Source organism: Haloplanus vescus, from assembly GCF_900107665.1.
GTDB classification, from domain to species: Archaea; Halobacteriota; Halobacteria; order Halobacteriales; family Haloferacaceae; genus Haloplanus; species Haloplanus vescus.
This window is the reverse complement of the sequence record NZ_FNQT01000001.1, coordinates 647,379-660,357: the sequence shown is the minus strand read 5'-3', so window position 1 is coordinate 660,357 and position 12,979 is coordinate 647,379. Positions and strand designations below refer to the sequence as shown.

11 protein-coding genes and 1 tRNA gene are annotated in these 12,979 nt (G+C 59.5%); 3 read left to right on the top strand and 9 right to left on the bottom strand.

Features of this window, described 5'->3' with window-relative positions; genetic code table 11:
* Window positions 1-554 precede the first annotated feature (554 nt).
* The 9 genes from BLU18_RS03505 to btuC all read right to left on the bottom strand — a co-directional run bounded on the left by BLU18_RS03505 (window position 555) and on the right by btuC (window position 11,233).
* The gene (locus tag BLU18_RS03505; RefSeq protein WP_245697869.1) at window positions 555-1,181 is read right to left on the bottom strand and encodes a M48 family metallopeptidase; all 627 of its coding nucleotides are present in this window, start codon (window positions 1,179-1,181) and stop codon (window positions 555-557) included.
* Between the two features lie 88 nt (window positions 1,182-1,269).
* A complete protein-coding gene (locus BLU18_RS03500; protein ID WP_092631533.1) occupies window positions 1,270-4,230 on the bottom strand; it encodes a type I restriction endonuclease subunit R in 2,961 nt (986 codons plus the stop codon).
* Window positions 4,223-5,494 (bottom strand): restriction endonuclease subunit S, encoded by a 1,272-nt coding sequence (locus tag BLU18_RS03495; RefSeq protein WP_092631530.1) that lies wholly within the window; start codon window positions 5,492-5,494, stop codon window positions 4,223-4,225. Before BLU18_RS03495 ends, BLU18_RS03500 begins: the two co-directional genes overlap by 8 nt.
* Window positions 5,487-6,989 carry a type I restriction-modification system subunit M gene (locus tag BLU18_RS03490; RefSeq protein ID WP_092631527.1) on the bottom strand — a complete coding sequence of 501 codons (1,503 nt, stop codon included), beginning with the start codon at window positions 6,987-6,989 and terminating at the stop codon, window positions 5,487-5,489. The genes BLU18_RS03495 and BLU18_RS03490 overlap by 8 nt, the downstream gene beginning before the upstream one ends.
* A gap of 124 nt (window positions 6,990-7,113) precedes the next feature.
* Complete coding sequence (locus BLU18_RS14730) at window positions 7,114-7,335, bottom strand: hypothetical protein (protein WP_176791170.1); 222 nt, start codon at window positions 7,333-7,335, stop codon at window positions 7,114-7,116.
* A gap of 475 nt (window positions 7,336-7,810) precedes the next feature.
* Window positions 7,811-7,883, bottom strand: a tRNA-Thr gene (locus BLU18_RS03485).
* 51 nt (window positions 7,884-7,934) lie between these two features.
* The gene (locus BLU18_RS03480; protein WP_092631524.1) at window positions 7,935-8,930 is read right to left on the bottom strand and encodes a class I SAM-dependent methyltransferase; all 996 of its coding nucleotides are present in this window, start codon (window positions 8,928-8,930) and stop codon (window positions 7,935-7,937) included.
* Between the two features lie 15 nt (window positions 8,931-8,945).
* The gene (locus BLU18_RS03475; RefSeq protein WP_143025219.1) at window positions 8,946-10,226 is read right to left on the bottom strand and encodes an ATP-binding cassette domain-containing protein; all 1,281 of its coding nucleotides are present in this window, start codon (window positions 10,224-10,226) and stop codon (window positions 8,946-8,948) included.
* Window positions 10,223-11,233: a vitamin B12 ABC transporter permease BtuC gene (gene btuC, locus BLU18_RS03470; protein ID WP_092631521.1), complete on the bottom strand. Its 1,011-nt coding sequence runs from the start codon at window positions 11,231-11,233 to the stop codon at window positions 10,223-10,225. The genes BLU18_RS03475 and btuC overlap by 4 nt, the downstream gene beginning before the upstream one ends.
* A gap of 60 nt (window positions 11,234-11,293) precedes the next feature.
* Here btuC and BLU18_RS03465 point away from each other — a divergent pair, with 60 nt between their 5' ends.
* Genes BLU18_RS03465 through BLU18_RS03455 form a run of 3 tightly spaced genes read left to right on the top strand, consistent with a single transcriptional unit; the run spans window position 11,294 to window position 12,943 of the window.
* Window positions 11,294-12,385 (top strand): PGF-CTERM-anchored ABC transporter substrate-binding protein, encoded by a 1,092-nt coding sequence (locus BLU18_RS03465; protein WP_092631517.1) that lies wholly within the window; start codon window positions 11,294-11,296, stop codon window positions 12,383-12,385.
* 49 nt (window positions 12,386-12,434) lie between these two features.
* On the top strand, window positions 12,435-12,713 hold the full coding sequence (srp19, locus tag BLU18_RS03460; protein WP_092631514.1) for a signal recognition particle subunit SRP19: 279 nt from the start codon (window positions 12,435-12,437) through the stop codon (window positions 12,711-12,713).
* 2 nt (window positions 12,714-12,715) lie between these two features.
* Entirely contained in the window at window positions 12,716-12,943 is a 228-nt protein-coding gene (locus BLU18_RS03455; RefSeq protein WP_092631511.1) for an H/ACA ribonucleoprotein complex subunit GAR1, read from the top strand.
* Window positions 12,944-12,979 lie beyond the last annotated feature (36 nt).

Genomic DNA, 12,979 nt, shown 5'->3' with positions numbered 1-12,979 from the left:
TACAGTACCGTACCGTTACAGCATACTGCTACAGTACCGTACCGTTACAGCACAGCACAGTACAACCCCATTCCCGCCGTTAATGGACTATACAGCATACCATTAACAGATACTATAGGAGATTCCTTAGGGGATTCCTTACCAGATAGGACACCATCCCCTACCAATAGGTGTCCCTACAGCTGTCGCGCCGCGCCCGCGTGAGGCCGGAGGTCGTGGCAGATGTGAGAGCAATAATTGATTAATCTCTATTTTTGTTGATTTCTTTAGTTTCAGCAGACACTGATAATTTTAGATTATACAATTATGGCTTCTTGGCGAGAGAAACAGAATCGGCAACAGACTTGAGAATATAGCGGAATCTACACCTTCTCGCCGTTTCTGTATTCTGACAGGATACATCAAAAGATAAAATAAAGACACATCTGGGTATTCCAACAAATAGATACTATGTCGCTTATTACTATGGGATATTAACTAATGTGGCCGAATCAGTCCAAGATGCCTGAGTGAATGATTTCCATCCATCAGAAGGTCCCTACTGGTGAATAGATTCAGAGGTCGTCTTCGCTGAAAATCAACTTCGCGCTATTCTGCTCAAGCCAGTCGGCTCTCTGCTGGTACTCGGGGACAAACTCACTAACGAGTTGCCAAAACTCCTCACCATGATTCTGTTCAGTCAAGTGAGCAAGTTCGTGGACAACTAAGTAATCAACAATCTCGGAAGGTGCCATGATTATCCGCCAATTCAGACTAATCGTTCCGCTTGTTGAGCAACTACCCCACCGAGTCCTCTGGTTTCGGAGTTCGATTTTCTCGTATGCAACCCCCATCTTCTCGGCATAATCATCTGCCCTACCAGTAAGATACTCACGCGCTTCCCGCCGGTAGAAATTCTCTAACGCTCGCTTGACCGACGACTGTTCGACCGCACTCTGGCGAAGCATAATTGTCTCCTCGTCCATCGCGTTCCTCTGCCGAGGTTCAATCACGAGTTCACGGTCTACGCCAAGGAACGGGAACTGCTCGCCAGCCTCGAATGTTCGGTCAGGGACTTTCTCTCGATGGCTCTCGTAGGATTTGTGTTTGTCCACTACCCACGCCGCATTTTCCTTGAGAATCTTCGTCGCTTGGATTGCCTCGGATTCGGGGATTACGACAGTCACGCCTCGAATGTCCACATCAATACGAGGTTTCGTGGCGTCAGAACTCTCTCGAACGCTGTAGTCTATAGTGTGTCCCAACAAGTCGACTTCGCGGCGTTGGGTCTTAGCCATGATTCTGAATTAGGTACGTCCGAATCGTGTCCTCGAACTCGTCGTTCTCTGTAATCAAATGTCCGAGGCCGTGTTCCTTGGCGACAACATCAAGGAGAATCCGGAGGACCGTAGAGATTGTTTGTTGGTTCGTTTCCCAACCTTCGTAACTGCGGTCGACACGCTCGCGGAACTCTGAAACAATTTCCTCGGCTATGGCCTCGGCTTGGTCGTCCGAGTCGATTGCTTCGGGCGTCTCCTCGGTGAGATAGGTGTAGATAGCGAACTCGGCGTCATCCATACCCTGTTCCTCGGCTTCATCCTCAACGGCGAGAACCTGTTCTTCGACCGATTTCAGGGCTTCAACGGCCTCGGGGTCGCTCATCTCGTTCCCTTGCCATCGTTCCACTATGTCCGTGACACGCTCACTGAGGCGCTTGTATCGGGGATTCTGATTCTCCCGTGGATGAAGATGTTCCCGAGTTGCGTGGGCAATCTGCGAGGCTTTGACACCGGGATTATCCAGCCCTTCGACGTCTTCAAGATACTCTTCCCCGAGTTTGTAGGTCGGGAAGTCGTCCTTGATTTCCGTGATTTCTACGTTCTTGCTGATAATCTCCCGTGTCTTCTCCCGCATATCCTCTTCCGGGCTATCGTCGCCAGCAGTCGTGCGCTTGAATGCGACGTGAATCCGGCTGAGCCATTTGTAGTCGCGTTGAATGCCCTCGCTTACGAGCCGCCCATCGGGAGCGACGGCTTCGTAGAGGTTCTGTAGACGACGGAAGCCCTGTTTGAACTGACGGCGCTCGGGATGGGTACTAACGCGTTCGACGGCCTCGTATGCGGCCTCTTGGGTATCGTTCTGTGGAATGCCGTCGAAAATGTTCTTCACCGTCTCCAACTGGTCTACGAGGTCGTCGTAGAGTTCGTCTTTGTCGCGAGCGGCGTAGGCCTTTGTCTCGGCATCGTAATCCAAGGCTTCGTCAATATTCTCGAAGACGCCTTGGAAGTCCACAATCTCGCCGTTTTCTTTCCCCTCGGCAGGGCGATTCGTGCGGGCGATAGCCTGCATTAGATTGTGGTTCTTGAGATTGCGGTCGAGGTACATCGTCTTCAGAATCGGGGCGTCGAACCCCGTCAGAAGCATATTGTGAACGACCAAGAGTTTCGGATTTTCGTCTTGTTTGAACTCCTTGATAATCTGGTCGCGCTCCTCTGAATCGGTATGGAACTGCTCAATGAGGTCGGGGTCGTCGTTGGTCGGTGTATAGAGAACTTCAATTTCGTCCTCGCCACGCCGGTCAACAAGTCGCTCTCCGTACATCGCCGCAGACCGACGACTCGGCGTCACGACCATGCCCTTCCAGCCGTTTGGGGACACCTGTTCGTCGTAGTGTCGGTCAATCTCTTCGACGGCCTTCTCAACTCGGGGTTCTATCTCCGCTAAGGTTGTCGCCGTGACGTTCTCGCGGATAGCCTCACGCTTCTCGTCGGTCGTCATTCCTCGGAACTCCTGCTCGAACTCTTCGTCAAGGCCAGCCTCGTCAATATCCCACTCCATCTCGTGTCGGAGCGTAAAGTAGACGGGCAGAATCAGGCCGTCGTCAATCCCCTGCTTGACCGAGTAGCGGTGAAGATAATCTTCGCCCTCGGGAGAGAACTCACGGAACGTGTTGCGGTCTTCGTGGCGCTCACCTTCACGGACAGGTGTGCCAGTAAATCCGAAGTGCGTGCAGTCGGGAAGGGCGGCATCGAGGCGGCTTCCGAGGTCGGCTTCCATAAAGCGGTGGGCCTCGTCGGACATTACCACGACTTCATCGTTGCCTTGGCTGTCCGGCTCAACATTCTCGAACTTGTGGATGGTCGTAAGAACGAGTTGACTCCCCCCTTCTTCGATGAGTTCTTGCAGGTGGTCGATACTCTCAGCCTCGGTCCACTGCTCCAAGTTGAGATTCGCCAGTTGGTCCCGCATCTGGCTGTTCAGTTTGTCTGTGTCCACGATGATGAAGACCTGCGGATTGCGGGCCACGTCGGGCCGTGAGAGAAGATTCTCGGCGGCGTAGAGCATGGTGAACGACTTCCCCGACCCTTGGGTGTGCCAGACGAGGCCGCGCTTGTGAACCCCTTCACGAACGCGGTGGAGGATTGCATCAACGGCATAGTATTGCATATACCGGGGAATGATTTTGGCATCCCCGCCGGCCCGCCGCTCGTAGAAGACGAAGTTCTTCAGCAGGTCAAGGATGGTAGCGGGGTTACAGAGCGCCTTAACTGCCTGCTTCATGCCGTTATCAGTCTCGTACTCAGGAGGCGCGTCGTTCCACGGTTCGTAGAACTCCTTCGGGACGCCCACTGCCCCATACCGCAGTTCCATCGTATCGGCGGCGATATTGAACAGGCCGGGAATGAACAGACGGGATAGGTCTTCCTCGTAGTCTTTGAGGTCGCTCACCGCGTCGTGCCAGTCGTTGTCCTGTGCGAGACTCTTCAGTTCCATCGTCACGAGCGGAATCCCGTTGACGAACAGGGACACGTCAGGACGGATGGTCGTCTCGCGGGAGACAGAGAATTGATTAACGGCGTGAAGGCGGTTGTTCTCGGGATTTTCGTAGTCTATCAGGTCAACGTAGACCGTCTCGGTCGACCCGTTGTCACGCTGGACGGAGAAGGTCTTGCCCTTCGTGAGTAGTCGATGGAAGCCCCTGTTTCCGTCCATCAGATTCTCGGCGTCAAGGTCACGCTTTAGCGAGGAGATGAATTTCTCTACGTTATCCTCGGTAACGTCTTCGTTGAGCGCGACGACCTGCTCGGCGAGGAGGTTCCAGTAGATAACTTCGTGAGGACTCCGCTCGTAGGCGTCATCGAGAACGCCAGCACCTCGCCCGCCGTCTAATCCGTGTGTCTCCCATCCAACGCCGTCAAGCCACGAGAGAAGCGACCGCTCGACCCCACCCTCGGATGGGATGCTAACCATACTTGGTGATTTCTTCGGGCACCTGTATGTTAGTGTCGGTCGTTCGGACTGTTCCCGAGAGAAGGTCTTGCATTAGGCCGCGTTTGAGACGTTCCTGATGTGTCTTGACTCTTTTCTCCGCCTCAATCTCCTTGTCAATACTCTCCAGAATAGTCACTATTTTTGATTGTATCTCTATAGGTGGTACGGGAACACGAATTTTTGAGAGGAGAGATTTTGTGAGAGATTTGACTGCACCCTCCTGAACAAAGCGACCCATATCCACATCTGAGAGATAGTAATACAGAAAGAGAGGTTTCACTTTTTCTCCGACAATACCGATTTGGTTATTGTCTATCGCAGAATCTTGAGCCAATATTCTCCTCTTATTTGTCATTATAGCCGCCCCTCGTTTCGGGAGAATAACTGTCCCCTCAGGATGGATATTACATCCGATTTCTTCAGCAATTTCTTGCGGGATATAATTTTGCGCCCCTGAAACGTATCTTCGGTAATCATTAGTGTCGCTTACTTTCACAAATGGGTAGTCACCCTCGGAACTCCCTTGATATTCTTTAGGGAACGCATTTCCATTAATCAGAGAACCGACGCTTTCCATAGTTTTCAATTCCCAATCTTTCGGGAACTGCCCCATAGGGGTTGTCTTGGTTTCAGACTGCTTTCCAACGCCGTCCCGGAATAGGTTCCTGAGTGTACCCTTCTGTACCCGGTTAAGCCGATTAATAACGTCTTCAGTCTTCTCAATCGCTTGGTCAACGGTGTAGAGGATGGTGGCGATTTTGCGCTGTTCAGGGAGTGGAGGAATGTTCGCATCAACATTCACCAAGTCAGCCTTCCGGACGTGTTGCATCGTACTCCCGTGAGAGAGAGCCACTAATTCTGGTAGTAGATGCTCTAATTTGAATCGATAGAACGTATCGTTAACATCATCTGAGGAATCAACACGGAATATATGCTGATTTAGGGCCGCTGTAGGCCCTGACCATTGGAATACGTCAATCGTTGCAGACCAAGATAGGAGTGTGTCTCCAGCCTCTACCTTATACCGTTCCTCCAAATCACCGTCAAAGTAATTGAAATCATCTTGTTCACCAGTCAGATTCTGAATCCGGATGATGGGGTACCCCTCATCGCCCCACTCGCTCTTGCTGAATGCGTTTCCATTCTGGTACTCCGCCAACTCACCAAGGGAGCGTATCATCCATTCTGAGGAATCGGCGTTGTCACCTCCAACGAATTCGTCCAAATTCGCCTCCTCACTCATAGTTCAGCGCCTCCATATGCTCGCTCATTGTCGCCTCAATTTCGTCTCGCTCGGCCTGCAATTCCCGTAACTTCGCCAGTTCCTCTGTCACGTCAATATCCTCCTCTGGTTCAGTCGTATCGACGTACAGGGCGATATTGAGATTGTAGTCGTTCTCTCGAATCTCATCGAGCGACACCGTTCGACTCACGCGCTCCTCGGTCGTCCACCCACGGAAGTTCTCGATGATGTGGTTAAGGCCGTCCTCGGTGAGTTCGTTCTGATTCGATAATTCCTCGTAGAACGCTTCGTCGGCGGCGTGAATGAACTGTACTTCGCCCTCACGTTCGGCTGGCTTGTCCGTGTTCAACACGAGGACAGCGGAGGGTATCGAGTTGTTCTGGAACAAATTCTCGGGAAGTCCGACGACAGCCTCCACCATATTCTCCTCCAGCATATATTCCCGATACCGCGACTCGTGTTTCCGGAACAGTACGCCGTGAGGAATGACGATAGCCGCCTTCCCGCCGCTACCGTCTTCCTCGGGACGCTTGAGTTGCTTCGCCATGTGCATGATGAAGGCGTAGTCCCCTCGGTCGGCACGCGGTAGTTTCTCGTGCCAGTCGAAGCGCCCGTAGGGGTCGTCTTGGAGGTCGTCTTTTGCCCAATCAGCCGAGAAGGGGAAATTGGCAAGAACACGGTCGAAGCGCGTGAGTTCCTGTTCGTCCTCGTTCGTGAACGCGGGATTTGAGAGAGAGTCCTCGCGCTCAATCTCCCCGTTCAGTCCGTGAATGGAGAGGTTCATCTTCGCAATTGCGGCAATATCTGGATTGATTTCCTGCCCCGTGAACGTCAGTTTTGACGGGTCGCCGCCTTGCTCTTCGCGGTAGTATCGAGCGGCCTCAATGAGCATTCCGCCCGAACCAACGGTCGGGTCGTGGAACGTCATTCCGTCCTCGAACTCGTCTACAAGCCGAACGCAGAGATTGACGATGTGCGGTGGCGTGAAGAACTGCCCGCCGGATTTCCCCTCTTCCTCAGCGAAGTGGCGCACCAAATCCATGTACGCCTCCCCGAGCATATCCGGGGGAATACTGTCGCGGTCAAGGTCGTGCTTCGAGAGGTGTTCGACAAGTTTTCCAAGTCGGTCGTCGTTCAGCGCGTCGGCGTCGATGTAATCGGCGCGGAACAGACCTTGGAGTTCAGGATTTTCCTCGGTGAGCGCGTCAAAGGCTTCGTTCAGGGCTTGGTCTACGTTGTCGGAAACGGCGCGAAGGTCGCTCCATAGGTAGCCCTCGGGGACGACGGGAATACTGTAGAGGTTCTGCTGACGGGCAAGGTCCTCACCGTACTCTTCGACGTTCTCGGCGTACTGTTTCTCGAATTCGTCAGAAATGGTCTTGTAGTAGACCAGCGGGAGAATGTACTCCTTGTAGTCGGTCGGGTCGACGGCATCTCGAATAATGTCGGCACACTTGAAAAGGTGAGAATCCAAGTCTTCGAGCGACAGGGGCATACTGGTCCAATCTACTCGCGGTGTGTTATCTCCTGCGGTGATGTTCTTCGAGGGTTCCCCTAACGGCGGGAATGAGTCTTCTCCCTAATCCCCTTCCCGCCGTTACAGATTCTATTTCAAGGACTCACCGGACAGTTGAGTAATGGCCGTTATTGTAGCGCCGTTCGACTATCTCCTTCACGGACTCAATCACTTCTGCTCTTTCCACACCCTTCTCCTCTACCCGTGTTAGGACCTCTTCGACTCGGGACGCGAACGCCGACGCTCCGATGATTGTCCCATCGTCTTCAATTGTCGCAATAAGGTCGTAAGACTCTGAACCCGAATTGTATTTGTAGACTTTCATCAGGAAGGAAGTCTTCGTTACCACTCTCGGTCAGGGTCATATGAACTATCGGACGGAGATGGAAAGAGCCGGGGGTCCTTCGTAGGATTTGTTGAAGTTGATTGTTAGCGGCGAGAAGGGTGGAGAACAGAGAAGCCCCACAATCTCGCCAAATTTGAGATATTTTGTGAGCAGGTTACGTTACACAGCGGGCTTGCGAGATAGATTGATGTAACAACCGTGGGGCGAGCGACATGAGAAAGAGGGAATCACGCTGAGAAAGCCCTAATACCCGTTCTCGCTTGTTAGAGCCTCATTTTTGCTAATCGCAAGACAGCGCGGCTTCCCATAGTTGACCTAAAGAAATGTCACCGGCAATAGAGGGTGGGTAGACCTACTCAAATGTCTTTGTCGAATAGGCGATTTCAGGGGCAGACTCAAGTGTTAGGCCCTGAAAGGTACATTTACGCTCACAAGGGAGCCGTAGGCGACCTTAAGCCGGAGGAGGGATTTGAACCCTCGGCCTATTCCTTACGAAGGAATCGCTCTGCCAGCTGAGCTACTCCGGCGCCACCCAATCGTACTGCCATGGTTCAAATAAGGGTTCCGAAACGGATTGCCTATCGTGACAGGCGAACGTCCAGACAGACGTTGAGTTCGTGGGGGGCGTACGACCGGACGACGTGTCGAGTCGCCACCTCCACGTCGTACCCTTCGGCAGCCTCACGAATCGCTCGCTCGCCCGGGCCGAAGGGGTCGTCCTCGTGTTGGATGTCGTAGTAGTGGAGGGTGCAGTCGTCGCCGGCGAGGGTGACCGCGGCGTCGAGGAAGTCGTCGGCGCTGTGGGGGAGGTTCATCACGATTCGGTCGGCCCAGCCGTCGTAGTCGGCGGCCACGTCGCGCACGTCGCCCTCGATGGCGGTCACGCGGTCCGCGACGCCGTTGCGCCGGGCGTTCTCGCGGAGGTACTCGACCGCCGCGGGGTTGAGGTCGACGCCGACGACCGTCGCCCCCCGCGCGGCCATCGGGATGGCGAAGGGGCCGACGCCGGCGAACATGTCGACCGCCTGTTCGCCCGCCGCGACCTGTTCGGTGACGCGGTGGCGTTCGGTCGCGAGGCGCGGCGAGAAGTAGACTTCGGAGATGTCGAGCAGATACTCGAAGCCGTACTCGCGGTGGACGGTTTCGGTGACGGGGCGGGCGGCGTCGTCCGCGGCGGCGACCACGTCCCAGTCGCGAACGCGGAGGTCGCCTTTCACCTTCGAAGCGCGGTCGACGACGGCCGCGACGGGCAGGTCGGAGTCGAGGATGCCCGTGGCGATATCGCTCGCGCGTGCCGGGTCGTCCTCGTCGAGGATGGCGATGTCCCCGAGGCGTTCGTAGGAGGGGTCGAAGCCGAGGATGTCCGCGGGTGTCTCTTGGCCGTCGTGGGTGGGAACGTCGCGGTAGACGACTTCGTGGGCGTCGTCGAGGGCGTCGGCGTCGGTGACGGGGAGATAGAGCGTGCCGTCGTCGACGACGATTTGGTGGTCCTCGTCGAGCAGTCCCGCCGCGGCGAGTTCCTGTCGGGTCTGCTCCCCCGACTCGCGGGGGACGCGGACGCAGGGCCGGTCCATACTGACGACTCGCCGTCAGGGAGAGTAAGGGCTACGGTCGTGGATCGGTGGGGTGTCGATGGCCCGGCGGACCGCCGCGACGACTGCGTCTGCGTCGTCGTCGACGACGATGCCGCGAGCACGGAGGCGGGAGACGAGTCGTCGCCCCCGCGAACCGGCGACGTTGCGGGCGTCCACGGGACGACCGTCGACGACGACGAGCGGCGTGTCGGCACCGAGGACGGCGTCGAGCGTCGGGCAGTTACCCGGTGCGACGGTCACGTCGGCGACGACGACGGCGTCCGCGCGGCGGACTCGCTCGGACACTGTCGCGCGCGCCTCGTCGTCGACGGGCGCGAAGGGCGGGACGGTCACGAGGTCGGCGCCGATGGCCCGGGCCGTCTCGGCGTCGGCGTCGTCGGTGCTCACGACGCCGACCGAGCACTCGACACCGGCGGCATCGAGACGGTGGAGGTGGGGCGTGGCGGCCCCGCCGCCGCCGACGACGTGGACGGTGGCCGTGGTCGAATCCGGCGCGTCGTCCGCGAACGCGGTCACTGAGGCCGCCCCTGTGACCGGGTGTGTCGTCACCGTCGCCCGCGCGCCAAACGCCGCTTCGAGGGTCGCGGCAGTCAGCACCGACTCGGGTGTCCCGGCGGCGCGAATCCGGCCGTCGTGGAGGAGGCGGAGCTCGTCGCAGTAACGCGCCGCGAGGTCGAGGTCGTGGATGGCCGCCACGACGGTCCGTCCCTCGTCGACGAGGTCGGTCACGAGGTCCAGCGTTCGGACCTGGTGGTTCACGTCGAGGTCGGAGGTGGGTTCGTCGAGGAGGAGGACGGGCGTCTCCTGTGCGAGTGCGCGAGCGAGGAAGACCCGCTGGCGCTCCCCGCCACTCACCTCGGTCACGGGGCGGTCGGCGAGATGGGAGACAGCGGCGCGGTCCATCGCCTCGTCGACGGCGTCACGGTCGGCGCTCGTCCGGGTGCCGAACCGGCCGATATGCGGGGTGCGTCCCATTTCGACGATCCGCCGGACGGGGAACTCGAAGGTCGACGCGGTCGACTGCGGGACGGTGGCCACCAGCTGACTCGTCGCGCGCGAGTCGAGCGCCGACACGTCCTGCCCGGTGACTCGGACCGAACCCTGGTCCGGGTCGAGGACGCCATTGATCGCCCGGAGGAGGGTCGTCTTTCCCGCACCGTTCGGGCCGACGAGACCCACCAGCCGTCCCTCGTCGATGGTCGTCGATACCGAATTGAGGACCGCTGTATCGCCGAGGGTGACGGAGACCGCGTCGATTTCGATAGCGGGCGTCACGGCGCGTGTACCTCCCGCTTGCGGAGCAGGTAGAGGAAGAAGGGCGCGCCCACCGCAGCGGTGACGATGCCGACGGGGAGTTCTGCGGCGCCCGCACGGGCGACGGTGTCAGTGGCGACGAGGAAGGCGGCGCCCGCGAGCGCACTCGTCGGGAGGAGGATGCGGTGGTCCGGGCCGACGAGCAGGCGCATCACGTGGGGGACGACGAGGCCGACGAAGCCGATGACGCCCGCGACGGCGACGGCGGCCGCGGTCAGCAGACTCGATACGGTGAGCAGGAGACGTTTGGTTCGTTCGACCTCGATGCCGAGCGAGTGGGCGTCCTCTTCCCCGAGCAAGAGGACGTTCAAGTCACGCGCGTACGCGAGCAAGCCGAGGAAACCGGGGAGGACGACTGCGGCGGCGACGGTCGCCTCCGTCCACGTACTGTGATGGAGGTGACCCATCAGCCAGTAGATAGCCTCTCTGAGGTCGCGGCCGGCGCTGACGAGCATGAACGAGACGGCCGCACCGAGAAACGTCTGAACGGCGATGCCTGCGAGCAACAGGGTCTGGACGGGCGTCCGTCCGCCCTCCGACGCGAGGGCGTAGACGCCGAACGCGGCGACAAGGGCGCCGACGAAGGCGGCAACGGGGAGTGCGACCGGGACCGCGACGGGCGCGACGATGGCCGCGACGGCACCCGTCGCCGCCCCGGCGGAGATGCCGACGATGGAGGGGTCGGCCATCGGGTTTCGAAAGAACCCCTGCATCACCGTCCCCGCCGACGCGAGGGCGAAGCCGACGACTGCGCCGAGGGCGATCCGCGGGAGGCGAATCGACATGATGATCGTTCGGTGGCTCTCCGGGGCGGTCGCCGTGCCGCCGAGTGCCGCCGCGAGCGCAATCTCCGCGACACTCCGAGCGCCTATCTCGACGGGCCCGATTGTCGCACTGGCGAGCGTCACGGCCACGAGCGCACCGAGTAGCCCGCCGACCCACGCGCCCGTCCGGACGCTCGTTCTCATGGGTTACAGCCGCGCTTGCAGTAGGTAAATATTTGTTGCATACCCCCACAGAAGCGACCGATGCGACTCATTTCGGCGGTCCTCGTGTGCACGCTCCTCGTGGCGCTCGCGGTCGGGGGGACAGCCTCGACGGCCACGGCGGGCGATTCGCCTGCACAGCGAACTGCCGGCGACTGTTCGTTTCCGGTGACGCGAACCGACGCCACGGGGACCGCCGTGACGCTCTCTGAGCGCCCGGATCGGATCGCCACCCTCAGTCCGAGCGCCGCGCAGACGCTCTGGGAAATCGGCGCCCGCGCCCGCGTCGTCGGCGTCTCCGAGTTCGCGGGCTATCTCGACGGCACCGACGACCTCCCCGTCGTCAACACGGCAAGCGGCGGTATCCAGTCCGAACGGCTGGTGGCGCTCGACCCCGACCTCGTGATCGCACCCGGAACGATATCGAACGAGACGGTCGCGACGCTCCGCGACCAAGGGTTGACCGTCTACGCGATGGACACGCCGGCGACCGTCGAGGGCGTCGCTGACGCGACGACGCGTCTCGGCCGCCTCACCGGCGAGTGTACCGGTGCCGCCGAGACGAACGCTTGGATGCGCGCCAACGTCGCCGCCGTCCGCGACGCCGTCGCCGACGACCCCCGCCCGACGGCGCTCTACGTCTTCTCGGACGGCTGGACGGTCGGTGCGGACACGTTCATCAGCGACGTGTTCACGACGGCTGGAACGCGAAACGTCGTCGCTGGCACGGTGTCGGGGTACGCGCGGGTCAGTCCCGAGGTGGTCCGAGAGCGAAACCCCGAGTGGATCGTCTACAACTCCCGCGACGGCATCCCAGACACGGCGGCGTATCGGGAGACGACGGCAGTACGCGAGAACCAAACCGTCGAGGTGGACGTCAACTACCTCAACCAGCCGGCGCCCCGGAGTATCGTCCGCGCCACCCGAACCGTCGCCACCGCGGTCCACCCCACCGCCGTCGACGAAGCGAGTTACGTCCCGCGGTCGGCAGTCGAGCCAGCGAACGCGACTGCGACGACCACCGGGACGCCGACGGGCCGTCAGACGGCCGGCGATGGCCCGGGATTCGGCGTCGTCACTGCCGTCGTCGGTGTCCTGTTCGCACTCCTCCTCGTCCACGGACGCCGCCGTTGACGCCGCCGCCATCCAAAACGGTATTACGGCCGGCCCGCCGCGTACGCGTATGGTAGAGAACGTCATCTGGCCCGCCTACCTCGACGCGTCGAAGACGCGCGCCGAGGGGCGGCGCGTCCCCCGCGAGCAAGCGGTCGACGAGCCGACGGTCGACGAGATTGCGAAGGCCGCCCAGCAGGTCGGCTACGACGCCGTCATCGAACGCGACATGACCTATCCGCGGGAGTACGAACCCCGCGGGCGCGTCCTCGTGAAGGGTGCGGACGACGCGACGAAAAACGACCTCGTCCAGGCCATCGCGGCCTACGTGGACATCCTCCGGGACTGACCGTGCGCCGTCTCGGAACCGTCACCCGGACCGCCCAAGGGCTGGCTATCGTCCGCTACGAGGCGGACGAGGACCCCGACATCGGACTGACCGCCGTCGACGAATCCCTCTCGACCGTCGGCCGCGTCGTCGACGTCTTCGGCCCCGTCGACGCGCCGTATCTCGCCGTCTCGCCCGCGGACACGGTCAGCCTCACCGACCTCCTCGGCTCGAAGCTCTACACTCGATGACCCACGCTCGGAAGTCACAATCCCCAAGCCACCCCC